24 protein-coding genes are annotated in these 23,191 nt (G+C 41.4%); 10 read left to right on the top strand and 14 right to left on the bottom strand.

The window, feature by feature from the left end; all coding sequences use genetic code 11:
- Nucleotides 1–29: 29 nt before the first annotated feature.
- From QZ995_RS20030 to QZ995_RS20010, 5 genes are read right to left on the bottom strand one after another with little or no spacing between them, the layout of a single operon-like run.
- Entirely contained in the window at nt 30–1,571 is a 1,542-nt protein-coding gene (locus QZ995_RS20030) for an acyl-CoA carboxylase subunit beta (RefSeq protein WP_301810447.1), read from the bottom strand.
- A gap of 12 nt (nt 1,572–1,583) precedes the next feature.
- Nucleotides 1,584–2,357 carry an enoyl-CoA hydratase-related protein gene (locus QZ995_RS20025; RefSeq protein WP_301810444.1) on the bottom strand — a complete coding sequence of 258 codons (774 nt, stop codon included), beginning with the start codon at nt 2,355–2,357 and terminating at the stop codon, nt 1,584–1,586.
- A 13-nt stretch (nt 2,358–2,370) separates the two neighbouring features.
- The gene (locus QZ995_RS20020; RefSeq protein ID WP_301810442.1) at nt 2,371–3,255 is read right to left on the bottom strand and encodes a hydroxymethylglutaryl-CoA lyase; all 885 of its coding nucleotides are present in this window, start codon (nt 3,253–3,255) and stop codon (nt 2,371–2,373) included.
- A gap of 50 nt (nt 3,256–3,305) precedes the next feature.
- Complete coding sequence (locus QZ995_RS20015; protein WP_031413444.1) at nt 3,306–3,518, bottom strand: acetyl-CoA carboxylase biotin carboxyl carrier protein subunit; 213 nt, start codon at nt 3,516–3,518, stop codon at nt 3,306–3,308.
- 5 nt (nt 3,519–3,523) lie between these two features.
- The gene (locus QZ995_RS20010) at nt 3,524–4,870 is read right to left on the bottom strand and encodes an acetyl-CoA carboxylase biotin carboxylase subunit (protein ID WP_301810438.1); all 1,347 of its coding nucleotides are present in this window, start codon (nt 4,868–4,870) and stop codon (nt 3,524–3,526) included.
- Nucleotides 4,871–5,074: 204 nt separating this feature from the next.
- Here QZ995_RS20010 and QZ995_RS20005 point away from each other — a divergent pair, with 204 nt between their 5' ends.
- Nucleotides 5,075–5,542 (top strand): N-acetyltransferase, encoded by a 468-nt coding sequence (locus tag QZ995_RS20005; RefSeq protein ID WP_064018243.1) that lies wholly within the window; start codon nt 5,075–5,077, stop codon nt 5,540–5,542.
- A 117-nt stretch (nt 5,543–5,659) separates the two neighbouring features.
- Here QZ995_RS20005 and QZ995_RS20000 read toward each other — a convergent pair whose 3' ends face one another.
- The 3 genes from QZ995_RS20000 to QZ995_RS19990 all read right to left on the bottom strand — a co-directional run bounded on the left by QZ995_RS20000 (nt 5,660) and on the right by QZ995_RS19990 (nt 8,007).
- Nucleotides 5,660–6,421: an RsfA family transcriptional regulator gene (locus QZ995_RS20000; protein ID WP_301810436.1), complete on the bottom strand. Its 762-nt coding sequence runs from the start codon at nt 6,419–6,421 to the stop codon at nt 5,660–5,662.
- 141 nt (nt 6,422–6,562) lie between these two features.
- A complete protein-coding gene (locus QZ995_RS19995; protein ID WP_301810433.1) occupies nt 6,563–7,324 on the bottom strand; it encodes an enoyl-CoA hydratase/isomerase family protein in 762 nt (253 codons plus the stop codon).
- Between the two features lie 302 nt (nt 7,325–7,626).
- A complete protein-coding gene (locus QZ995_RS19990; protein ID WP_301810431.1) occupies nt 7,627–8,007 on the bottom strand; it encodes a Spx/MgsR family RNA polymerase-binding regulatory protein in 381 nt (126 codons plus the stop codon).
- Nucleotides 8,008–8,237: 230 nt separating this feature from the next.
- Between QZ995_RS19990 and QZ995_RS19985 the strand changes: the two genes are divergently transcribed.
- Together QZ995_RS19985 and QZ995_RS19980 are read left to right on the top strand one after the other, a co-directional pair.
- Nucleotides 8,238–8,945, top strand: coding sequence for a helix-turn-helix transcriptional regulator (locus QZ995_RS19985; RefSeq protein ID WP_301810428.1), 708 nt, complete (start codon nt 8,238–8,240; stop codon nt 8,943–8,945).
- Nucleotides 8,946–9,039: 94 nt separating this feature from the next.
- On the top strand, nt 9,040–9,312 hold the full coding sequence (locus QZ995_RS19980) for a DUF2626 family protein (protein WP_064018241.1): 273 nt from the start codon (nt 9,040–9,042) through the stop codon (nt 9,310–9,312).
- A gap of 76 nt (nt 9,313–9,388) precedes the next feature.
- On the opposite strand, the gene QZ995_RS19975 is transcribed toward QZ995_RS19980, so the two are convergent.
- Nucleotides 9,389–10,585, bottom strand: a complete 1,197-nt coding sequence (locus QZ995_RS19975) for a class I SAM-dependent methyltransferase (RefSeq protein ID WP_301810424.1) — start codon at nt 10,583–10,585, stop codon at nt 9,389–9,391.
- A 125-nt stretch (nt 10,586–10,710) separates the two neighbouring features.
- On the opposite strand from QZ995_RS19975, the gene QZ995_RS19970 reads away from it, so the two are divergent.
- Together QZ995_RS19970 and QZ995_RS19965 are read left to right on the top strand one after the other, a co-directional pair.
- Nucleotides 10,711–11,814, top strand: a complete 1,104-nt coding sequence (locus QZ995_RS19970; protein ID WP_301810421.1) for a hypothetical protein — start codon at nt 10,711–10,713, stop codon at nt 11,812–11,814.
- Nucleotides 11,815–11,911: 97 nt separating this feature from the next.
- On the top strand, nt 11,912–12,889 hold the full coding sequence (locus QZ995_RS19965; protein ID WP_301810416.1) for a hypothetical protein: 978 nt from the start codon (nt 11,912–11,914) through the stop codon (nt 12,887–12,889).
- 82 nt (nt 12,890–12,971) lie between these two features.
- Here the strand turns inward: QZ995_RS19965 and QZ995_RS19960 are convergent, their stop codons facing one another.
- The gene (locus QZ995_RS19960; protein WP_301810414.1) at nt 12,972–13,607 is read right to left on the bottom strand and encodes an MBL fold metallo-hydrolase; all 636 of its coding nucleotides are present in this window, start codon (nt 13,605–13,607) and stop codon (nt 12,972–12,974) included.
- 94 nt (nt 13,608–13,701) lie between these two features.
- Here QZ995_RS19960 and QZ995_RS19955 point away from each other — a divergent pair, with 94 nt between their 5' ends.
- Entirely contained in the window at nt 13,702–14,202 is a 501-nt protein-coding gene (locus QZ995_RS19955) for a hypothetical protein (RefSeq protein ID WP_301810411.1), read from the top strand.
- Nucleotides 14,203–14,281: 79 nt separating this feature from the next.
- On the opposite strand, the gene QZ995_RS19950 is transcribed toward QZ995_RS19955, so the two are convergent.
- The 3 genes from QZ995_RS19950 to QZ995_RS19940 form a co-directional block, all read right to left on the bottom strand.
- On the bottom strand, nt 14,282–14,857 hold the full coding sequence (locus QZ995_RS19950; RefSeq protein WP_301810409.1) for a hypothetical protein: 576 nt from the start codon (nt 14,855–14,857) through the stop codon (nt 14,282–14,284).
- A 116-nt stretch (nt 14,858–14,973) separates the two neighbouring features.
- The gene (locus QZ995_RS19945; protein WP_301810407.1) at nt 14,974–15,411 is read right to left on the bottom strand and encodes a hypothetical protein; all 438 of its coding nucleotides are present in this window, start codon (nt 15,409–15,411) and stop codon (nt 14,974–14,976) included.
- 435 nt (nt 15,412–15,846) lie between these two features.
- A complete protein-coding gene (locus QZ995_RS19940) occupies nt 15,847–17,181 on the bottom strand; it encodes a PhoH family protein (protein ID WP_301810404.1) in 1,335 nt (444 codons plus the stop codon).
- A 266-nt stretch (nt 17,182–17,447) separates the two neighbouring features.
- On the opposite strand from QZ995_RS19940, the gene QZ995_RS19935 reads away from it, so the two are divergent.
- From QZ995_RS19935 to QZ995_RS19920, 4 genes are all read left to right on the top strand, one after another.
- Nucleotides 17,448–18,116, top strand: coding sequence for a YhcN/YlaJ family sporulation lipoprotein (locus tag QZ995_RS19935; RefSeq protein WP_301810402.1), 669 nt, complete (start codon nt 17,448–17,450; stop codon nt 18,114–18,116).
- Nucleotides 18,117–18,318: 202 nt separating this feature from the next.
- Complete coding sequence (locus QZ995_RS19930) at nt 18,319–19,362, top strand: aldo/keto reductase (protein WP_301810399.1); 1,044 nt, start codon at nt 18,319–18,321, stop codon at nt 19,360–19,362.
- A 302-nt stretch (nt 19,363–19,664) separates the two neighbouring features.
- Complete coding sequence (locus QZ995_RS19925) at nt 19,665–20,921, top strand: tetratricopeptide repeat protein (protein ID WP_301810396.1); 1,257 nt, start codon at nt 19,665–19,667, stop codon at nt 20,919–20,921.
- Between the two features lie 255 nt (nt 20,922–21,176).
- Entirely contained in the window at nt 21,177–22,445 is a 1,269-nt protein-coding gene (locus QZ995_RS19920) for a helix-turn-helix domain-containing protein (RefSeq protein WP_301810393.1), read from the top strand.
- Nucleotides 22,446–22,671: 226 nt separating this feature from the next.
- Here the strand turns inward: QZ995_RS19920 and QZ995_RS19915 are convergent, their stop codons facing one another.
- Nucleotides 22,672–23,124, bottom strand: a complete 453-nt coding sequence (locus QZ995_RS19915) for a pyridoxamine 5'-phosphate oxidase family protein (RefSeq protein ID WP_301810390.1) — start codon at nt 23,122–23,124, stop codon at nt 22,672–22,674.
- Between the last annotated feature and the right edge of the window lie 67 nt (nt 23,125–23,191).

Raw genomic sequence — 23,191 nt, 5'->3', positions numbered from 1 at the left:
AGGGACTCCTTACCACGGAGTCCCTTTTTTTACACTGGATAAACCGGATGTTTACGATTGGAAAAGGTTTGCTGTTTACTTTGGTAAGCATCAAAACGCCAGATTAACTCATTTCTTAGCTGAGATGGCTCAATTATCGCATCCACAATCAACTCTGAAGCAAGCAAGTAAATGTCAATATCTTCTTGATATTCCCGCCGTTTTTCCATAATAAACGCCTGCCGTTCCTGTGGATCATCAATTGCTTGAATCTTGTTGCTATATACGGCATTCACAGCCGCCTCTGGCCCCATCACCGCAATTTGGGCATGAGGTAATGCAAGAGTCGCATCCGGTTCAAATGCGGAGCTAGCCATTGCATATAGACCGGCCCCGTATGCTTTTCTTACAATTACGGATATTTTAGGCACAGTAGCTTCTGCCATTGCCGAAATCATTTTAGCTCCATGACGAATAATGCCAGCCCGCTCGACCGCTGTTCCGATCATAAACCCTGGCACATCTGCAAGGAACAGAATCGGTATATGGAATGCATCGCACAAGGTTACAAAGCGAGCGGCTTTATCTGCTGAATCGACAAATAAAACGCCACCTTTGACACGCGGTTGATTGGCAATAATGCCTACTGGTTTGCCGTTAAGATGAGCTAAACCGGTGATCAGCTCTTGAGCAAATAGCTTCTTTATTTCAAAAAACGATCCGTCATCTACCAAGGCATCAATTAAATCATACATGTTAAAGGGTGCATTCTGATTTTCCGGTATGAGTGAATTGATATCCTTTGCTGTTTCCACTGGGGATTTTGCTTTTACCTCCGGCGGTCGCTCTTGATAATGTGACGGGAAAAAGCTCAGGTAACGGCGAGCTGATGCAATGGCTTCTTGTTCGGTAGCAGCCAGAACATCACCACAGCCACTAACGCTACAATGCATGCGAGCCCCGCCTAATTCTTCCAGCGATACTTTTTGACCAATAACCATCTCTGCCATCCGCGGAGACCCTAAGTACATACTTGCATTGTTTTCCACCATAATCACGATATCACAAAAGGCTGGGATATAGGCCCCGCCTGCGGCAGAGGGACCAAATAAAATGCATACTTGCGGGATTTTTCCAGATAATTTTACCTGATTATAAAAAATTCGCCCTGCTCCGCGACGACCTGGGAACATTTCCAGTTGGTCTGTAATTCGTGCTCCTGCGGAATCCACCAGATATAGCAATGGCACACATAGCTTTTCTGCTGTCTCTTGAATCCGAATAATCTTTTCTACTGTTCTAAAGCCCCATGATCCCGCTTTCACTGTGGAATCGTTTGCCATAACGCATACCGTTTGTCCGTTTACTTTGCCAATGGCGGTAACCACTCCATCGGCTGGTAGATTGCCTGCCTTATAGTTCGCAAATAAGCCATCCTCTAGCGTATATTCCCCTTCATCAAACAATAAATTCAGACGATCACGCACAAACAGCTTACCTTGTTCCTTTTGCTTGTCATGATATTTTTGATCCCCGCCTTGTTTTATTTGCTCTATCCGTTGCCGTAATAGCTCTTCGATTGATTGGCTCATTTTTTCCCCTCCTTATTCCCCTTGATATACGGGTTTTCGTTTTTCTGCAAAAGCTGCAAGTCCTTCAAGGCGGTCTTTCGTTGGCACTAGGATTTGGTAAGCATTGCTCTCTATCGCCAATCCTGTGGCCACATCCACCTCCATGCCATAATCAATCGCCCATTTAGCCTGAGCAAGGGCGAGAGGCGCGTTTGACGCAATTTGTTGAGCTAGAGAAAGGGAAGCATCCAGTACCTGATTTGCTGGAACGATTTGATTCACCAAGCCAATTTCCAATGCTTCTTTGGCCCCGATGCGTCGTGCTGTCAAAATCAATTCCTTCGCTTTCCCTTTACCAATCAGCCTTGGTAGTCTCTGTGTCCCACCAGCTCCTGGAATAATGCCCAGTGAGGTTTCCGTTAAACCTGTTTGCGCTGTCTCGCTCATAACCCGCAGATCGCAAGCAAGAGCAAGCTCTAATCCGCCTCCAAACGCAATTCCGTTAATGGCCGCAATTACAGGTACGGATAAACGTTCAACTTGGGTAAATACGTCACGAATCGTACGAATATACTGCTGAACCTGGGATTGCTGCATGATTTTGCGCTCTTTCAGATCAGCTCCTGAGCAGAATGCTTTATCCCCAGCACCCGTGATGACTACAACACGTATATCCGTATCCGTCGATACTTCCAGCAGCAAACGCTGCAATCGTTCTAATGTCACTAGATTTAAGCAATTGTACACCTCTGGACGTTGAATGGTAAGGATACCCACCTGACCTTGTTTTTCAAGCTGAATCGTCATACGCCCCTCCTCATCATCCTGCTGCCGTCTTTAAGACTTTGGATGGTAATTCTCTGCCTAATATTCTTTGAATAAATTGACCAGCTTCTACCAGCTTATCTAATTGAATCCCAGTCTCATAACCCATTCCATGCAATAAGTACACGACATCTTCTGTGGAAATGTTGCCCGCGGCTCCGGGAGCATAAGGACATCCCCCCAAGCCACCTATTGAGCTATCAAACGTACGAATTCCATGGTGTAGGGCCGCTACTACATTAGCCAGACCCGTTCCCCGTGTATCGTGAAAGTGACCGGCAAACCAAGTAGCCCCCCACTCTTTTTCAAAAGCTGCAAATACCTCGTGCACCTGACGCGGTGTGGCAACACCAATCGTGTCTCCGATGGACAGCTGATACACTCCCATGGCCAGAAGCCTTTCCACGACTCGCATACTTTCTGTCAAAGAAACCTCTCCGTCATAAGGACATCCAAACACTGTTGAAATATAGCCGCGGACGCGCAGTCCCATTCGCTGTGCCTCTTGCGCCACCTCGGCTAAGACAGGATAGGTATCGTCTCGTGTTTTATTAATATTCTTGAGATTGTGGGCTTCGCTTGCGGACATGAAGATTGCTACCTCATCCACCTGATTCCCAGTGATTCGCTGTAGCCCCTTGAGATTGGGAGTCAGCACACTATAGTGAACATCATCGAATCGGGGGACACCAGCAAGCACCTCGGTGGCATCTGACAATTGCGGAATCCATTTTGGATGCACAAGCGAGGTAGCTTCGATATGGCGAATTCCCGCTTGAGTCAGCTTTGTAATCAGCTCGATTTTATGTGCAGTACTGATGAGCGCTTCTTCATTTTGCAACCCATCTCTCGGTCCTACTTCATACACCGTAATCTGCATATGAACTCAACTCCCCAACCGAACGATCGCTCAGTTTGTTTGCAAAAAAATTATTCTAGCTCCAAAAGAACGTCTCCCTCATTAACAAAGTCTCCTATATTGACCTTAACCGATGCTACTTTCCCAGCAGACTCCGTTTGAATAGGCACTTCCATTTTCATGGATTCGAGCATAACAACATCTGCTCCCGCACTTACCTCTGCTCCTGCTTGGGCCAATAATTGAATAACGGTCCCCGCCATACTTGCAGTTACTTGTTTCATCGTAGTTACACTCCTTTAGGTTCTCTCATTTGTTGGATAAATTGGGTATCGTAGCACCCCTTTTGGAAAGCTGGTTGTGCTAAAACCTCTTGCAAAAAAGGCAGATTGCTCTTTACGCCTTCAATTTTATAGCTCTCAACCGCCTGCTGCGCTAATAAAACCGCTTGTTCCCGTGTCTCACCTGAGACAATCAGCTTCGCGATCATCGGATCATAAAACGGCGTCACGATCGTGCCAGCCTGCACTGCATCATCAATGCGAACGCTTTCTAGCCGCGGTACGTCATAAGCCGTTATCGTACCTGGTGATGGAAAAAAGGTAACAGGATCTTCAGCATAGATCCGCAATTCTATGGCATGTCGTTTTGCTTTGACCTCTTCCTGAGTAAAGGATAACGCTTCACCCCGTGCAATGCGGATTTGCCATTCAACTAAGTCAATCCCGATCATTTCTTCTGTCACGGGATGCTCCACTTGCAAACGAGTGTTCATTTCTAGAAAGTAAAAATTGCGCTCCCCATCCATAATAAATTCAACAGTCCCTGCACCAGTATATCCAACCGCCTTGGCTGCCGTTATGGCCATATCACACACGCTAGCCCGCGTTTTTTCATCTAAAAACGGGGACGGGCTTTCTTCCACAACCTTCTGATGCCGTCGTTGAATAGAGCATTCGCGCTCCAGCAAATGCAGTGTTGTTCCCTGTTGATCAGCCAGGATTTGTACTTCAATGTGATGCGGTTGTTCGATGTAACGTTCCAAAAACATCGTATCATTTCCAAAATAAGCTTTTGCTCTTCCTTTAGCAGAAAGGAATGCCTGACGCATTTCATCATCGCTGCGGCACACCTGCATGCCTATGCCTCCGCCTCCAGCGCTTGCTTTGAGCATAAGCGGATATCCAATGGATGCCGCCAATCGCACTGCATCCTCTGCGGTTTCCAGATGATCTTCAATCCCCGGAACAACAGGCACCCCTGCCCTGCGCATGAGCTGTCTAGCGTTTATCTTATCTCCCATTTGCTCGATAACAAACGGAGACGGTCCAATAAAGAGCATGCCCTCCTGTTCACATCGCTTTGCAAACTCACTATTTTCAGAGAGTAGTCCATAGCCAGGGTGGATAGCATCCGCACCTGCTTCCTTGGCGGCTTTTATGACAGCCTCCATATTCAAATAGCTCTGTGGTACTGGCGGTGGTCCAATCCGAATCGCTTCATCCGCTTCTTTGACGAATAAAGCATCTTGATCAGCATCTGAATATACAGCTACGGTAGCTATCCCCATCTGTTTCAGGGTCCGAATGATTCGTCTTGCAATTTCCCCCCGATTGGCAATACAAATTTTTTTCACGACCTCACCCTCCTTTTCACCAAGAAATTAGTCTCTTCTTTATATTGCCACTAATTTGTCAATTGTTCTAGATGTCAGCTAAAATTTTTTCATAAAACCAAACATTTCGCTAAAGCACACTTATCAGTATTCAAATTGAGCATTTCTGGGTAATCAAGTGTATAATAAAAAAGCAGACGTAATTTTTGAAAGGGGGCCATATCAATGTATGAAGTAGTACGCTTGCACATTAATTACAAAACATTGGAAGAGTTCCAAAAATTCCGTGAGTTTGGACTTGAAGAGCTGTCCATGAAAGAAGATTTGCAAGCCAATATTATCGAAAACGACTCTGAATCTCCCTTCTACGGGATTTATCATGAAGATCGTTTAGTTGCCCGGATGAGTCTATACAAAATTGATGCCAAGTACGATCGTTATTTTCAACCAAAACAAGATTATTATGAACTATGGAAGCTAGAGGTATTACCTGAATATCGCAATCATGATTATGGAACTGCATTGGTTAACCATGCCAAGAGCTTTTGTTTGCCGATTAAAACAAATTCCCGCTGTAGAGCAGATCAATTTTGGACGAAAATGGGGTTCTTCCCTGTGAAATATAATCCAGTTCGAGATAGAGGAGAGAATCCCTACGTCTGGTTACCTACTACGGTAGGTTTGCAAGATTAACTTTTTTATGAAGTAAATTACTTGTAGGCAAGCTGACGCATTCCGGTGTCAGCTTTTTTTGTATGTATGAAAAGAGCGATCCCACGTAAGGACCGCTCATCTGCTTACTTTTCGCGATTATTCAATCCGTTCTAGATTGCCGTTTGAATCCATTTTAAAGACTGGCTTAGAGGTTTCCTCTTCTTTTAAAAAGGCCAAGCGTCTTGCACGATCCATAATTTGCAGCAACGCTTTATAATCGTTGTTTACCCCGATATGGTCCTCTAAATTTTTTCTGAGCTGCACATTTTGCTCTTTTAAATCCTTTATTTCTCGCTCACGCTGTTCTAATTCTCGTTCTAATTGCTTAAACCTCCGAACAACATCTTTATACCCCTGCAACAGCCTAATAGCTGATTCCACCTGCTGTTCCTCACTTATTACTCTGGACGTTTCTATAGCATGCGTGAATGTAGGTATAGGCATAGCCACAGACGGCTTGCTTTCGTGAGCTTGAGCAGTGCTTTCATGTAGATGCAACTGCTGAGAAATAATTGAATCCGTCACCGGCTCACTTTTTTGCTTTTCACGTGACTCAGGAGCACTATTTTCTATGGGTTCACTTGAAATCTTGTTATCCAAACGAATGTCAGGCTGGATTCGTCCCAGCTTTTTCATTTGCTGACGCTGTGCCTTCGCAATAGAGATCGCAGCATCATACTGCTTGCGCACAGTGCTATTCCAACGAAACCCGCAGGCGGCGGAGGTCCGCCCTAGCCGCTGACCTACCTCTTCAAAAGCTGCCAACTGAGTGCCGCCCTCGCGTATATGGCGAAGCGTTACCTCTGCGAGTACCAGATCATCATCTTCCGTCCAAGCATCTTGTCTTGAAGCTACCATATATAAAGTCCCTCCCGTTTACTGATAAGAACGATGTAGTTCATTCTATGCTTTTCCCTACTCTTGTAGAATAACAATTACTAGAAAAAAGTATCCCCAAGCTGACCGTTCTTTAAACGGGAGTAAATCTACTTAACCTAGCTATTCGCCCTTACGAAAGAATGAACTTATATACTGAAGATGTTCTTCGTTGCCCCATAACGCGGAGCATTGTTCAAGCTCCATTTGAATCGATTCTTGTAATGACACGCCTTTCTTCTTCCAAGTTAGCATGTTCATATAAGCTGAAATACTCTTCAAGGGCTGCTTAGCAATCGCCGCAGCGAATTCCATTGTCTTCTCTCTTAGTTTGTCCGCCTGATATACGCCTTCCACTAACCCTATTTGCAAAGCCTCCTCAGGCCCCAGCTTCTCTCCTGTTAGCAGCAAACGCAACGCGATAGATTCTGGCATTTTCGCAAAAAGACGACTACCACCGCCAAAGCCCGTAGTAATATGCATCGTAATTTGCACAAAGCGAAAAACAGCCAGCTCACTCATGAAGCGAAAGTGACAAGCGCAGGCAAATTCAGCTCCGCCACCGATAGCTGGACCATTTACCATCGCAATGGTTGGTTTTCGAAATAAATCTATTCTGGTCAATAATTGTTCCGCTTTCTGTAATAAAGGCAGGGAATCTGCTCCCTTAACAGCTCCAAATTGATGTAAATCACCGCCAGATACGAATGCACTGCCTTCTCCAGTAAACAGAATCACTTTTATAGTATCATCTGTTTCACAAATCGTAAGAGCATCCTGCAATTCCTCCATCATCTCCAGGCTTAAAGCATTACGTACATGCGGGCGATTGCAGATAATTTCAGCGATACCATTCTGCTTATGCACTAAGATGTTTTGGTACATGACAAACACTCCCTTCGCAACTGCTTCCATTGTAGTATGGACAAGCTTGTCGCGAAAACCCGTTTCCCCTCTATATTTAGGTAGAATCAATGATTTTTTTAACAAATTCACATGTTGTTGCCCGATAGCAAGCATGAGAAGCAGGGTCCAGGAAATTTATTTTCATATACAACAAAAAAATGTCCACTCGTAAAGGCTTGCTTGCAAATGTGCTGGAAAGCAGTTCAAGGCCTGTTACAATGTGGACATTCTTTTGATAAATGATAAAATAGCGGTAAATCCAATTAGTTACTCAATTCCTTTTATAGAAAAAATTCTTTCATAGCTGATTGATTGTAGCCAACAATTAGATGCTCGCCATCTGTTAAAATAGGACGTTTCAATAATGCAGGATCTTCACTCAGCATTTCTAATAGTTCTGATACGGTCATATCGTTAATATCCATGTCTAAATCTTTGAACTTCTGACTGCGAGTAGATAACAATTCATCCAGACCGCTTGACGTCATCTTAGCTATTTCCATAAGCTCGCGCACGCTTGGTGGGTTTTTGAACAGGTGACGTTCTTCGTAATTCACTCCGTTTTCAGCCAACCACGCTTTTGCTTTACGACAGGATGTGCAGCTCGGATATGTAAAAAATGTCAACGTACCGAGATTTGCATCTTTCATAGCTGTTGCCATATTGCATTCCTCCATATAATAAAGGTCTAAAGATAATTTACATGTATTGATAAAGTCACTTTACTTTCTATAGTAGATTCTAGTCCTTCATTAAACACTATGTCAATAGTATTTAATATAAAATCTTAATAAAAATTATTTACAAATCAAAGATATATAACAGAAGCTTAACAATTCACTAGAAATGGGCTACACTATAAGACGAATGTTTTTGAAAGGGGGGATTTTTAATGGAAAAGGCGCAAAAATTAACCAGCGCCCTCGCAGACCCCACACGTTTTTCTATCTATCAATATGTAACCGATGCAAGCAAACCTGTAACAGTTCATGAAGTGGCGGAACAGTTTTCCATTCACCCTAACGTAGCCCGTCTGCATTTGACTAAATTGGAAGACGTTCAATTACTCCAATCTCAACTGGACAAAAGCGGAAAGGGCGGAAGACCCAGTCGACTTTACTCTATTTCGGATGAGGTTGTTAGCCTGCAATTTCCTCCAAGGGACTATCAGCTTTTGGCAGACATTGCCATTGAATCGCTCCTTTCCTTGGGAGTAGCAGGACAGGAAGCTTTAGTTACGATGGGAAAACGCTTGGGTCTAGAAGCGGCTAAACGCGCGCAGGACAAAAACAAACTGACTCCTTCACGTACACTAGAAGACAAATTGGATTGTATTTACCGAATTGCTTTGGCACAGGGTTTGCGTCCTCAATTTGAGGTAACTGATGATCATCACGTGCGTTTTCGCGTATTCAACTGTACCTTTTCAGAAATTGCAAAAAAACATCCGGCAAACATCTGCAAAATGCATCACGCTATGCTGGAGGGGATTTTCCAAGCCTACTTTGGCAATATTGAGCTGATACCTGAAACATCAATGATTGGCGGATGCGAGTCATGTAATTATGTAATCGCTAATCTGCAAGAACACCTGACATAATTCTGTCAAACCTCAACCGTTTACACTGCTTGACATGTCCTATATAATGAAAACGACAATCTTTTCAAAAAGTTCTGCCAAAGGGGGGATACATATGGATCGTATGTTTCGCGTACTTAGCTTCTGGACACTAATGATTGCTATTATGGCCTTCTGGGGTAAATTGTTCCCAATGTCATTGTTGTTCTTCGGATTGACTGCCATTTTCCTGGCCCTTGGTTATATGCGTCTCACAGAAAGAACCTATTTGAATCTTTTCTTCTGTTTTATGTTTGTTTCATTTGTAGGCTTTACGTATTACACGTTCTACGGAATGCCACCAGCATCAGCAGGAGGAGAACATTCATTCCTGCACTTATTAATGTAAAATTAGTTATGTTAAACACGACAAAGAGCGAACTCCGTCTAGGCATTCGCTCTTTTGTTTTAGTCATTACCTGCATTTATTTTCTTTCCCTATCCATCAGCTTCTCTTGTATCAGCACTCGGAATAATCCACCCATTCCACTGGGTAAAATTAACTGCTGGATGGCTCGATTACGCTTCATTGCTACACTTGTAAACGGATCAGCGTCCTGATGTGCCTGAGCCTTGTCTAAAATACCATTTGCAAGCAAAAACTGATCTTGGCGTGTAAACGATTTAGTCAGAAGCCCTGCCTCAGCTCCATATTCGATCAATCTGCTAAAATTAACATGTGCGGTTATATCCTGTTCTCCTAACCGCTCTAAATAATCTTCGTTCATCTGATGTTGATAATAGCAAGCAAGAGTTCCATTTTTCCGACTAGGATGATACAAATCCTCTGTTAAATCCCCATAGTCAATACTAATTACTCGTCCGCGTTCTAGCATGCTGCTCAAGGCGATCATCACCTCTTTTACTCCCGCCTGTACCTCTATGCGCATTCCATCTGGCAACCCTTTTGGAAGTTTATTGATGATAGCCATTATTTCCGGAGATATTTCAGACATATATCCTTCTTGAAAAACAACAGCTTGAGCCTCATCTGAATCTGTTAGTTGCTTCCTATCTGATGTGGTTAAGCTAGCTTGCTGGGTGTTTGTTCCAAGTTTTTGATCGAAGCCAATGCCGATCTCATGCCATTTCCCGCAGACCCTTTCCAATAAATGGACAGGAAAGGCATCAAAATATTCATTAGAGAAAATGACACCCTGAAATCGCTCATTTCTGGCCGCTTCCTCTACTGTTTTGTACCAGATTTTTGGAAGTGAAAAATCCTGTAACCTTTCTTTTTGTAGATGAGCATGATACGGACTTATTTCTACCATAATTACTCGCAGTCTCGCATACAATTCGGCATCTACCTCTCTGATTCTGGTCAAAACCTGCTCCATCAGGCCCCCTGTTCCGCCCCCTACCTCCATCAACACAGGGTTGATCATTTCATTATCCTTAAAAAACAGGAGAATCGAATCAGATAATGTCTCACCAAAGATGTTACTCACTTGAGAACTAGTATAAAAGTCCCCCTTTTTTCCCACCTTATTTCTCTGTTTCATGTAGTAGCCAAGATCTTGATGATATAAACAAATTGCCATGAATTCAACAAATCGAATCATTTTATTCTTCTGATTTTTCATTTCTTTGCATAGATATCTTCTTAGTTCTGATGTCATGCATTTACATCTCCTTAAACGACAAATAAATTCGTTAAAAATGTGGCAACATTTTTTTTACACACAAACGAGGAAAGAACGTCTATAATGGTATAGGTATTATGCAAAAATTTAGGAGGTTTATGATGAAAACGTTTAAGTCCAAGCTACCAATCTTTCTTGCCATCTTTGCTATGTTTGCCCTTCTTCTCGTTGGCTGTGGGGCTAAACAGCAGTCAGGAAAAGATGTAGCACAAGAAGCTTACAAGAAACAACTTTCTTTGAACTCTTACAGCTTTAGTGGTTCCTTGAAATTCAAAGTAGATGCAACAGAAGAGCAGCTACAAAAAGATCCACAGGCGAAAATGGTTCTAGATGTATTAAAAAATTCTGAGCTTTCCTACCATGGAAACCAATCTGTAGAGCCTTTCCAAACAGAACTTATCCTTGATGCAAAAATAAATATGCAAGGTGTTAACACCACTTTCTCAGTACCAATGATTATGAATCAAGATAAAATGTGGATTAAGGTTCCTGCTATCGGACTCATTCCTGGTATGGAAAAATTAGAAGGTAAATATATTGAACTTGATTATAAAGAAATGAAACAAATGGCTGAAGCTCAAGGCCAACCAGCAAGCGTACCTGATTTCTCACCTGAAGCAATGAAAAAACAAAAAGAAGCAACAGTTAAAATCGTTGATTCCCTCTTTAAACACTATGGTCCTGATTATTTTGTAGAGGCTAAAAAAGAAGAAATTGCTAATCTACCTGCTGATGTAAAAGCTGATCGCATTATCAACATGAAATTGACTAATGATAATTTGATTCCTTTCTTAAAAACAACAGTAGACAATGTGATTCCTGAAGTGGTTAAAGTGATGTCTGAAACACCTGCTTATAAAGATATCTTAGCACAAGATTCCAATCAACTTGAGGAAATGAAAAAAGGCTTGAAAGAAGTTTCTGCCGAAATCGACAAAAACAAAGATTTGATCAAATCAAACTTTAACATCCAAAAAGCAAATACTTATGTAGTAGTTGATAAAGACAATAATATTCCATATCAATTAGTAGATTGGGACGTAAAGGTTTCTGATAAAGAAAAACCTGAATATGGCACAATTGGTCTCTCGCTTACTTTTGAACAAAAGACTTCTAACTACAATGTAGCTCCTAAATGGGAACTTACACTTCCTAAGTCTGATGAAGTTATTACACTGTCTCAATTACAACAAGGCTCCTTTTAATTATTGACAAAAGCCTATGTCTAAAAGAATCCTATTTTTCCTTTGTTTCTTGCTGGCTCTTCCTCCGTCTTTAGCTACAGCGGAGGAAGCCCTCCCCTTGGAGAAAACGATTTTGCAGCAGCATCTAACCCAACTGGAGTTGGAGCGTAATCTTCAGCTTTTAAAGCTGGATGAGAGTAAACTCAATCGGGATTTGGCAGAGCTTGAACTTGAAGCAAAGAAGCAAGAACTTACGATCTCATCCAAACGCAAACATGCTGGAAAAGTGGCTAGAGCCTATTACATGGGGAAACGAAATGATTTGTTAACCCTGCTGTTTAGTGCAGACGATTTTAATCAGGTGCTGACAAGCGCACGGCTTTTGGAAATCATTTTTACCAGTGACATGAAAAAACTGGAGAGTTTTCAAGTAGAGCTAGCCCGCGCCAATGACTTATCTTTACAAAAGCAAAGTCAGCTTAAAAAGATTAGAGAATTACGGCAGATATACGAAAAACGCCTTGCTGATATGATTGCCATTAAACTGTTGAAGGAAGAGAATCTGCAAAAATTGTCTGATTCCTCTTCTGTGGAAGCATTAATGGAAAATCTAATTAAGGATTGGCGTTCGCGCGGCTTACCTGTGTTCCAAGACTTTTTTGGCGTGCTGGCTAGAGTGATGCAGGATCTTCCTCAACTGATTACTCCGGATCACATTCAGTCCGAAGGCTTGTTTACTCACAAGCTAACGATTACAGAGGAGGAATTTAATAAGTTCTTGCTTTCAAAGGATCCGATCTTCCAGCATGCGTACTTTGCGTTTGACCATAACCAGCTGGAAGTAGTAGGTAACTACAATCAGGTGAATTTGAAAATTATAGGTTCTTACGAAGTGGTCTCGCCCACAGAATTACGGTTTCATATTAAAAAACTAATGTTTGACGGTTATGATCTTCCAGAGAGCACAGCAGAGGAAATGGCAAAGCAATATAACCTCAGCTTTTATCCTGCGTTAATCAACCCAAACATTCACGTTCAAGAAGCCACTTTGGATGAACACAAGCTACAAATTAAAGTGAAATTCAATATCTTGTAGAAGAATTCATTTTCCATACAAGTAAAAAAGCTAGCACAGGAACAAATATCCTTGCTAGCTTTTTGCTTTTCTAAATAGACAGTTATCCAAGTGAACCGGAAACATACGGATTGAATGTTTTTTCCCGATCAATTGTAGTCAGTGGTCCATGCCCCGGATAGACAATTGTCTGGTCAGGCAGTTCAAAGAGCTTATCTTGGATGCTGCTAATCAATGTATCGTAATCTCCACCTCTTAAATCGGAGCGTCCAATTGAGTTAGCAAATAAAACATCTCCGCTAAAACAATGCTGACCGATTACATAAGTGGCACTTCCCGGAGAATGACCCGGTGTGTGTAACACCTGAATGGACAGCCCTGCTAGCTGAAGCTCTTGCCCTTCTTCTACCAAATATTCAGCAGGCTCACAGATAATTGGTGCGAATCCAAAGCGTTGTGAACCATTTAATTCAGGGTCAGTCAGCCAGCTCTGTTCGATTGAATGAATATATACAGGCGCTTTCGTTTGTTCTCGAAGCTCTGTCAGTCCACCAATATGATCTAAATGAGCATGAGTTAGTAGAATAGCCACTACCTTCTCTGACTTCATTGCTTGCAATAAGGGTCCAGGATTCATACCTGGGTCAACCACAATCGTCTCCCCAGTCTCCACATTTTTAATCATATAGGCATTTGTCTCAAACGGTCCCAATTCAACAGAACGTACTTCTATGTTCATAAAAAACTCCTTCCCTTGCCTTAGCCGTTGTCTTTACATACAATGGCAATAATTGCTACAGTATTATAGTATCAGAGAGATAGGAGGCAAAACAATGGTACCTCTTGTATATGGTGTGGAAATAGAAATGCCCAAAGGAAAGCTCCCCGGATTTTATGCACAATTCGTACATAAGATTGGCGAACAGGTAAAAGTAATCGATCGGGATAAAAAATTAATGATCGTGTCCACCGAAGACGACCAACAGCGATTATTGCAGATCGCTGCCAGATATCAGGCCGGAACCGAATGTTTCTCCTTGTGGTTGCTTCCAGAGGGCGTGACAAGCCCGAGGCTGAGCGATTATGGGTTTATCAGTTTGCATGACCGTCAATATGTATATGCTAATCTCGTGAGCTTTTTTCGATTTTCAGACAATCCTCTTACTCATGATCATCAGGAAGCATATGAACAAATGGAGCAGTATATTCTGGTTTCCTTTACCGCTAAGGAGCAAACCATCATTGTAGACACGAATCACAAGGAGCTGCTAGATCAATTAGCTAGCCGTTATAAGGTTATACTGGATTGGCATCCAGGTATTCCTTCTGCATAAATTCAAATAATTCTCTAACATATACAAAAGAAAACAAAGAAGCACCTCCGCCCAGTAGGAGATGCTTCTTTTGGTAAGATCAGCTATTCTGAGCCAGCGTATCGAAGCGATAGCCAATTACCTTGCCGTTATTTATACTAAATGTCACTTGATATTTACTTCCTTTATACGTAAGCTCCTTGTTCCCAGCTACATCTCCATATATCTGCTTAACCTTGTCTATCGTGTCATACATAGACAATCCTCTGTTGGTTTTAAATTTATCAATTTGCTCCTGCGGTATGCCACCGACCATGATACTGGTTACTACTCCTTTTTGGACCGTTACCAATACCTGCGCTTGATCTGCAAATAAAATGCCCGTAGTAATATTTCCTTCGCCTTTTGCTAACTGTTCAACCGTTAACGATTCTCGGCTAATCATATCCATAAATTCATATTTTTCCGGCTTCATGGCATCCATGACTTCTTTAATTCCTTCTCCAACATGCGCTCCGCGAATCCCAAACTCCTTGGCATTTTCAGGATCAAATGCAGGAGCGAGGGTTGTGTTTTCTGTAGGAGCTACAGATGCGGTCCCCGTAGGCTGACAGCCTGTCAATGCTGCAACAGATGCAAGTACAACGCTTCCCACAATCATTTTCCAATTTCTCATCTTTATGTTCCCCTACCTTGGCATTCATTCGTATGTTGTTACGTATAATCAAAGCAATACCGATATCTTACCTTAGGGATAATAAAGTGCGCAAGCTTTTACACAATCTGATTCCGCTATTTTCCACTGATTTTCTGCTTTGGCTTAGGAGGTAATTTGCTGCTTACAGTCTGCTGATATCCTTGCAGGATTTTTAAGATGGCATGAAAGAAAGGCGATCCAAACACAGCCACAATTCCCCATGTCCAAATACGGGATCCCCAAGCATCAGCTTCATAGGCTGTATCTGCCCCCATAAGGATTTGTGCGGGATCTAAACCTAATTCAGCAAAAATACAGCCTGCCGCTACAACAGAGAATACGAGATTAAATAGCTTTTTGAGCCGTTGTTTTTTACCAGCCTCACAATGTGCCTCACAGCTATCATTTTCTGGTACATAATCATACGTTAGAAAAGGAATAGCGCTTTTAGCTATCTCTGTTACCCCAGCGGCTGCACTGGAAACGGCCGTTATATAGATCAAAAAGGAAATGGTTGAATCTAACGTCACCATGGCAAAGTCCCTCCTTGATACATATGTATGTGCAAGGAAAGACGGGCATGTCCACAATATTTTGTTATGTAAGCCCATTTTTCCCTCTATTACATAACCGAACAAGAATTACAAAAGCCGCCTCTTTAAAAGAGACGGCCTTTGGTCGGGTTGTTTTTCAATGCTTAGGCAATTGTCACTCTTCTTTCGTTCATCCACCTTTTAAGAAAGCGATTACTAAAGAAAAAATGATCAGCCATTTCATTTGGGGTAATAACGATTTTTGCGTGCGACCATTCGCCTCCTGATTAAAATAGGCACTTCACTAGCAAAGGCTAGAGAAATGTCGCCTGATTTTTCAAAAGTGATCCCACACATTCGTTACCAACAACCTCAACAGCTATATGTTACCTAAGACAACCTGATCTTATACCTTCATTTACACTGACAAACACCTTAGAGAATATCCGCAGCCAATTGAGCTAACACGCTGCGCTCCCCTTTTTCCAGCTTGATATGACCCGCTAGCTTTTGATCCTTAAACATTTCAACCACATAGGTAAGTCCGTTATTGCTTTCATCCAAATAGGGGTGGTCAATTTGCTCTGGATCGCCCATTAAGATAATTTTAGAGCCCTCCCCCACCCGAGTCAAAATGGTTTTGACCTCATGCTTTGTCAAATTCTGCGCTTCATCAATAATTATATATTGCCCCGGAATAGACCTCCCTCTGATATAGGTCAGAGCCTCCACCTGAATGCTTCCCATCCCATCTAAAATTTTTTCCAGGTCACCCGATTTCTTTGTGTTAAATAAATACTCCAAATTATCGTAGATTGGCTGCATCCAAGGGCGGAGCTTCTCTTCTTTTTCACCGGGCAGGTACCCAATATCTTTTCCCATCGGTACAATCGGTCTTGCAATCAGCAATTTTTTATACTTTTGCAAATCTTCAATTTGCAGCAAACCCGCGGCAAGTGCAATCAGGGTTTTTCCCGTTCCTGCTTTCCCTGTCATGGTTACTAAAGGAACGTCATCTCGCAATAATAATTCAAAAGCCATTTTTTGTTGAGCATTGCGCGCCTTCACACCCCAAATGGAATCATCATTGGAGACAAGAGGCTCATAATATCGTGCTTCTCCATCAATTTTACCAATAGCAGAAATGGATGGATTACATTCGTCCTTTAATATCAGGAATTGATGGGGATAAAAGTCTTCATAAGGGAAGACTGTCTCCAGACTAAGACAGCGATTGTTGTAAAACAACTTAATGACATCCGAGGGGACCGTTCGGTTTAGATAGCCAAGATAAATGCTTGAATACTCCCGAACCACTCGGTCCGATAAAAAGTCCTCTGCGGTTAAACCTAAGGCATCTGCTTTGACCCTCATTAAGGCATCCTTGCTAACCAAAATAACAGGGCGTCCTTGCCCAGCGGTCCGTTCTTCCTCTTGCAGATTGAGTGCTACTGCTAGGATTCGATTGTCATTCGTCATCTCATGAAACTGTTTCTGCATATTCCCCATCGTAGAATGATTTAATTCCACCCGTAGAGTAGCCCCCGTATCCAACTGTATACCCTGATGCAAATGACCATTAAGCCGCAATCGGTCCAAGAGCCGGGACACATGCCGAGAGTTACGACCAATTTCATCCATATACCGTTTTTTTGAATCCACCTCTTCTAATACGACTGCCGGAATGACGATATCGTTGTTGTGAAAGGAGTAGATCGCCATTGGATCTTGCAGGAGTACGTTGGTATCAATTACATAGATTTTTTTCAAATCATGATTCGCCTCCCCTTACCCATCTTCCATATTTTATGCACATGTTGTGATCTTGTTTGCTGGATTTCCTTTCTTTCTCTTCTTTTTTTAGGGTAACCTGACCTACAGGAATGGCGTGTAAAAGTTATCTGATAGTCCATATCTATGTACTAACAATAAAAGATAGACGAACTCCTTGTCCGTTCGTATAAAAAGCAATGGGGAGCAAACACTAGTGGCATAATACTCGAAAGTAAGTTCCCGTGGAAAGGATTGGACAAAACATGAGACGACTTATCTATACTCTAGCTTGTTGTTTAGTACTTGCAGCTTGTCAAACCAATAATCAAAAAACACAGACACAAGGAGCAGGAACCCCTAAAGGCGTTCAAAATGCAGCAGGTTCCCAGCAAGGCAGTCATCCATCTAAACCAAAAACACAACGGGTAGAACAAACACAGCCTGCCCCTCGCTATGATCAATCTCCGCAAGCTACAGCAGATCGCTTGGTTAAACTGGCAAACAAAGTAAAAAACGTTAAAAATTCTACAGCCGTTGTATTAGGCAAATACGCCATTGTAGCTATCGATGTAGACGAAAAGCTAGATCGGCCCGAAGTAGGGGTTATTAAATATTCTGTAGCCGAGGCCCTCAAGGAAGATCCGCAAGGCGCTACTGCATTAGTAACTGCTGATGCGGATTTGCGTCAACGGTTAGTAGAAGTACAAGCTGATATGACGAATGGCCGATCTGTAGCAGGCATTCTGGAAGAACTGGCAGATATCACAGGACGTATTATTCCTCAATTCCCAAGTGATGTTATAAGGAGGGAAGAGCCATATCAGAATGGACAACAGCCAGGTACCAGATCACAGCAGCCCGGAGCTAATAATATGAAGCGGCCTGAAAAAGAACCTCAGCAAAAGCCGGGCCAGCCCTACATGAATCAATAAAGCATACCCTACAACCTATCCCTGCCCTACATCACTGGCTTGGATAGGTTGTTTTGTTTCTTCCTGCTTTTTGTCGGATTGACAGTACTTGACACCATTCAGTCACATGTAAGTATATAAGAACTTTCAAAGCGTAAAACAATCATGGTAAGATAAGGCATAGTTGATTATTATTCTTATTATTAAGAAGGAGAGATTATCTATGAAATACAGAACTCTTCCCGGCACAGATCTTTCAGTCTCTGAAGTAGGCTTCGGCGTATGGTCTGTAGCAACTAAATGGTGGGGCGTTTCTGATGTAGAAATGGGAAAACGCTTGCTTCGCTCTTCTTATGATGAATATGGGGTAACTTTTTTTGATACAGGCGATGTATACGGAAATGGTTTAGGAGAAACCATCCTAAAAGATGCACTTGGTGATATTCGCGACAAAGTTGTCATTGCTACGAAATTCGGCTATGACATTTATAATATTCCTGGTGAACGAAAAGGGCATTCTGAATTGCCGCAAAACTGGTCCAAAGAAAATATTCGCTATGCTTGTGAGCAAAGCTTAAAACGACTGGGCACTGATTATATTGACTTCTATCAACTACACAATCCTCGTATGGAATCCGTACTAAGTGACGAGATTCATGAAACATTGGAGCGTTTGAAAGAAGAAGGAAAAATCCGTCATTACGGAGCAGCAATGGGACCTGACATCGGCTGGGAGGATGAATCAATCGCTGCCTTGAAGCGTCCGGGCTATGCTGCCATTCAAATTATCAACAACATTGTAGAGCAAGACCCTGCACGCAATCTATTCCCAATTGCAGAACAAGAGAAGCGCGCCCTGATCGTTCGCGTACCTCACGCTTCCGGTTTATTGGATGGCAGCTATGACCCTGATAAACACTTTGATAAGAGCGATCATCGTAGTCATCGCCCTACAGATTGGATGCAAGCTGGCGTTGAGGTTGTACAGGAAATGAAACAAAAAGGCTTATTTGACGGCAAAGATAGAACCATTGGGCAATTAGCAATCCAGTTCTCTTTATATCGGCCAAGTGTAGTAAGCGTTCTTCCTAACATTACTAGCGATGCAACGTTGAAAGAATTTGCACTAGCTTCTGAAGTAGCTCCACTTACAAAAGAACAATTTGAAATGATTGATGCACTCTGGGTAAATGGGTACAACGAACGTCTGAAACAGCATATGTCAAATACTCAAACAAAACCAACACCTATTTTACATGAAGCATAATTGGCTCTTTGAGTAATTGACTTGAAAACCGTATGCTTTACACAGACTGAAAAAAAGTTCCTCACTAGTAGTGAGGAACTTTTTAGTAGGTCGAGAGGATCAATAAAATGGCGGTAAAATTAATAATAAAAAATAAGCAATTAGCCCCAAGCGTCGGATCCGAGCTTCTTCATAAAAACGCACCCCCATTGACCTTTTGCAATTTTGCTTACAAATATATCTTATAATAGTAAGAAAAATATGTCAATTTAGTAATTTCTATGTATAATAAAAAATAAAAACGGGAAAAGGTGGATATATTTGTGACACATGTTGGTAAGCGTTTACGTTACTTCCGTAAAAACCTACGTATGACTCAAGAAGAATTGTCTGTTGGTATTTGCAACCGTAGTTATGTTAGTCAAATCGAAAAGGGAAATGTTATACCATCACCTGAAATTCTTGATCAATTAGCTAAGCGTTTACAAACCGATTTAAAAGAGCTGTGGACTGAATCGGAATCGCCTATTGGATTTTCAGAAGTAGAAATTCAAAATGCATTGCGGCATATTGTAAACCGCTTAGAAGCAAATGATATTGAAATTTCGCGCAAGTGGATATTTAAATTAAAAGGTCAGCAGCTGCGGACGGAGGATCAATGCATTTATTTATGGGCCAAAGCAGAATTAGCCTTACATGATCAACGGTTTGAGGAAGTAGAGGAGCTACTGCTCGAAAGCATCTCCCTTGCTCGTGACGTAGATGATCCTGTTTCCTTAGTACGCAGTCTTCAATCCTTAGGAGATTACTATGGAATGACTCGTCAGGCGAAAAAAGCGATACCATTCTTAAGCGAAGCATTGCAATTGGTGAATCGTTTTGAGATTGGTGGTTTATTACGAATTTCCCTTCTATATACGTCTGCTAAAATGCATGGAAGTTTAGAAGAGTACTATTCAGCCATCGAGCTGCTAAACCAAGCAGTCCAATTGAATGATGCGTATGGAACCATGTACAAGAGCACCTCTATTTACATGGGCTTAGCTATTTGTCATCTGCATCTGCACCAGCATGAGCAGGCTGAGAAATATAACCTTCTCGCCCTTGATGTACTAAAGCTCGTACCAGATGAAAAGCTAATTGCTAATACCTACAATAACTTAGGCATCTTGTATCGGGTAACGAAATGCTACGAAAAATCCGAGGAATACTTGTTAAAAGCTATTGATATTTTACAAAAATTGGATCAAAAGCATTGGTTTAATAACGCTACAAACGAGCTGGCTCATCTTTATCGGGATATGGGTTACTATCAACGAGCAAAGGAGCTCTGTGAAAGCATCATTCACAATTGCAACAACTCACATTTATTAGCAGAGATCAACTTGAATTATGCTAATATTTTGACCGATTGCGGGAATTATGAGCAAGCACTCTATCATTTAGAACAAGCTATGCAATATTTTACGGCTGAACGATCTACTCAGTATGTCGTACGTTCCTATGAGGTGCTTCTTAGAATCAGTACCCATTCCCAACAACCCGAAAAAATTGCTCGTTTATCTTTGCTCCACAAATAAATTGATGAGCACTATAACGAATTTATTATATCAATATATTTTTAACAAACACGAAAAAGAGGCTTTATATCGCCTCTTTTTCGTGTTTGTTTATATATGCTAATAAAAAAAGACTGCTTAATTAGACTAAAACTTTAATTTTGATACTGTATTTTTCTTTCACAACCTAAATTTAATTGTTACATTTTGTATAATAAGTTGTATAATGATAATATTCACGAAACAATCAAAATTAATAACAAGGGTGTTTGCTATATGACGCAAGTAGGAAAAAGACTGCGCGAATTCCGCAAAAGGCTAAAGATGACACAAGGAGATTTGGCAGAAGGCATTTGTAATCGCAGCTATGTCAGTCAAATTGAAAAAGGTCAGGTTATTCCGTCGCCTGAAATTTTGGAACAATTGGCAAAACGACTACATACCGAAATTAAAGAACTATGGACTGAAACCGAAAACCCTTCTTTCACGCTTGTCGAAATTCAAAATTCCTTACGCCACATAATTAATCGCATTGATGAACAGGAGTGGGAAATTGCCCGTAAGTGGTTGTTAAAGCTTCAAGGTGCTGTTATTCCACAATCTGAAGAGGGTGTTTATCTCTGGGCAAAAGGAAAAATAGCTGAAGTGGACGGTCGCTTGGAACAAGCAGAAGATCACTATAGCAATAGTATTGTTCTCACCCAAGACTCAGATAACCCTACTGTCTTGATCCGCGCTCTAGACTCCCTCGGTCACTTCTATTGTGAGCACGATCAGCCAGAAAAAGCCGTTCATCTGTTGAACGAAGCACTTCAATTATTAAATCGTTATGAAATTAGCGGCTTATTGCGTATTTCTGTTTTGTTGCATGTAGGAAGCATGCATAGTAAATTAGGTGAATTTTACTCAGCAATTGAGCATTTACAGCAAGCAAAAGAATTAAACAAAAATTATGGTATCTTATATAAGAGCGGCGACCTTTATTTATCGCTAGGAAATTGTTATCATCAAATTCAACAATATCAAGAAGCAGAATCCTTCTATAGACAAGCCTTATCTATTTTTGAAATCGCCAACAATCCTGTTCGTTTAGCGGAAGTGCAATTAAACCTAGGGCTTATGTACAAAGAAACAATGGTGTACGATAAAGCAGAAACCTGTTTGAAACAAGCTCAGAAATTCTTATCTAATCAAATGGAAGACGAGCTTCTGAATTTTACACGTATCGCTCTAGCTGATGTATATCGTTTACAAAAACGTTTAGACGAAGCAAAAGCCCTTTGTCAATCTGTGATTTCTTCTGATAATGAAAAAATGCTGGCTGAGGCACAATTTATCTTAGCTGAAGTAATGTTAATGCAGGGAGAAGATGATGAAGCTCTCGTCCATTTAGAAAATGCAAGAGGTTATTTTACAATCAAGAATATGCAAGCGTTTTTAATTAAAACCTACCAATTATTGGGTCACATTCATTTGAAGAATCAACGCTTTGAGCAAGCCGCTAAAATGTACGAGCGTTCTATTACTTTTACAGCAGAAGCTTAATGTTTCCTGATAAAAGTCTTTTTTCTGCGTAAGAAGGAATAGCCGGAGGGCTAACTATCCAGCCTATTTGCCTAGTTAGCCTTTTTTATTGCCTGCATGATATTTTTTATGTACATAAAACAAAAAGAAAGATGGGATAACCATCTTTCTTTTTTGAAAGCACTTATTATTGTTTTTGTAAAAGCTTGCATGAGCACGAATCTTTTCGCTTATGCTAAGTAATAGCTTATGAGCGAAGTGCTGTCAATACCTGTTGATCTAGCTTGGCCGCTGCATTTTGATCATAGGTCTTTTCATATTGTGGATCTACACTGATACGAGAACCATAAAACATAATATCTCGTACGCTTTCAATTTTGACTTCCAGCATGCTTAATTTAAGCGGCACGCCTTCCATTTTGTCTGCTATAACCTTAGCGATTCCGTTAATCGCATAAGTAGAACCACAGCCAATTAAATTAAGCACTACTTTTGGGTCCTGACTTACATTTGTAAGAATCCGCGAACGACTATCCAGAGCAATTCGAATCGTATGATTATCTATTGCTACTATCCAGGATATCGCACTTAAAACAGGGGCCTTTGTCTCGTAATCAATGCTTCCTAAAGTCACATAACGTTCATGTTGTAGATATTCAAACAATTCTTCAGATAATGATTGTGCTACTGTTTCTGCCATATCATCATCCTCCTCTTTTCATTACATATTGTTTATTGTACATGGGCTTACGTGCTCTAGCAATGAT

This window comes from Brevibacillus laterosporus, assembly GCF_030489605.1.
Taxonomy (GTDB): domain Bacteria; phylum Bacillota; class Bacilli; order Brevibacillales; family Brevibacillaceae; genus Brevibacillus_B; species Brevibacillus_B laterosporus_E.
Note: the sequence above shows the minus strand (reverse complement) of the source record. Positions and strands in the feature narration are given on the sequence as shown.

What these genes read in the sequence shown, in the direction of transcription:
- QZ995_RS20030 (WP_301810447.1), bottom strand. Translation starts at nt 1,571, where the DNA reads ATGAGCCAATCAATCGAAGAGCTATTACGGCAACGGATAGAGCAAATA.
- QZ995_RS20025 (WP_301810444.1), bottom strand. Translation starts at nt 2,357, where the DNA reads ATGACGATTCAGCTTGAAAAACAAGGTCAGGTGGGTATCCTTACCATT.
- QZ995_RS20020 (WP_301810442.1), bottom strand. Translation starts at nt 3,255, where the DNA reads ATGCAGATTACGGTGTATGAAGTAGGACCGAGAGATGGGTTGCAAAAT.
- QZ995_RS20015 (WP_031413444.1), bottom strand. Translation starts at nt 3,518, where the DNA reads ATGAAACAAGTAACTGCAAGTATGGCGGGGACCGTTATTCAATTATTG.
- QZ995_RS20005 (WP_064018243.1), top strand. Translation starts at nt 5,075, where the DNA reads ATGTATGAAGTAGTACGCTTGCACATTAATTACAAAACATTGGAAGAG.
- QZ995_RS20000 (WP_301810436.1), bottom strand. Translation starts at nt 6,421, where the DNA reads ATGGTAGCTTCAAGACAAGATGCTTGGACGGAAGATGATGATCTGGTA.
- QZ995_RS19995 (WP_301810433.1), bottom strand. Translation starts at nt 7,324, where the DNA reads ATGTACCAAAACATCTTAGTGCATAAGCAGAATGGTATCGCTGAAATT.
- QZ995_RS19990 (WP_301810431.1), bottom strand. Translation starts at nt 8,007, where the DNA reads ATGGCAACAGCTATGAAAGATGCAAATCTCGGTACGTTGACATTTTTT.
- QZ995_RS19985 (WP_301810428.1), top strand. Translation starts at nt 8,238, where the DNA reads ATGGAAAAGGCGCAAAAATTAACCAGCGCCCTCGCAGACCCCACACGT.
- QZ995_RS19980 (WP_064018241.1), top strand. Translation starts at nt 9,040, where the DNA reads ATGGATCGTATGTTTCGCGTACTTAGCTTCTGGACACTAATGATTGCT.
- QZ995_RS19975 (WP_301810424.1), bottom strand. Translation starts at nt 10,585, where the DNA reads ATGACATCAGAACTAAGAAGATATCTATGCAAAGAAATGAAAAATCAG.
- QZ995_RS19970 (WP_301810421.1), top strand. Translation starts at nt 10,711, where the DNA reads ATGAAAACGTTTAAGTCCAAGCTACCAATCTTTCTTGCCATCTTTGCT.
- QZ995_RS19960 (WP_301810414.1), bottom strand. Translation starts at nt 13,607, where the DNA reads ATGAACATAGAAGTACGTTCTGTTGAATTGGGACCGTTTGAGACAAAT.
- QZ995_RS19955 (WP_301810411.1), top strand. Translation starts at nt 13,702, where the DNA reads ATGGTACCTCTTGTATATGGTGTGGAAATAGAAATGCCCAAAGGAAAG.
- QZ995_RS19950 (WP_301810409.1), bottom strand. Translation starts at nt 14,857, where the DNA reads ATGAGAAATTGGAAAATGATTGTGGGAAGCGTTGTACTTGCATCTGTT.
- QZ995_RS19945 (WP_301810407.1), bottom strand. Translation starts at nt 15,411, where the DNA reads ATGGTGACGTTAGATTCAACCATTTCCTTTTTGATCTATATAACGGCC.
- QZ995_RS19935 (WP_301810402.1), top strand. Translation starts at nt 17,448, where the DNA reads ATGAGACGACTTATCTATACTCTAGCTTGTTGTTTAGTACTTGCAGCT.
- QZ995_RS19930 (WP_301810399.1), top strand. Translation starts at nt 18,319, where the DNA reads ATGAAATACAGAACTCTTCCCGGCACAGATCTTTCAGTCTCTGAAGTA.
- QZ995_RS19920 (WP_301810393.1), top strand. Translation starts at nt 21,177, where the DNA reads ATGACGCAAGTAGGAAAAAGACTGCGCGAATTCCGCAAAAGGCTAAAG.
- QZ995_RS19915 (WP_301810390.1), bottom strand. Translation starts at nt 23,124, where the DNA reads ATGGCAGAAACAGTAGCACAATCATTATCTGAAGAATTGTTTGAATAT.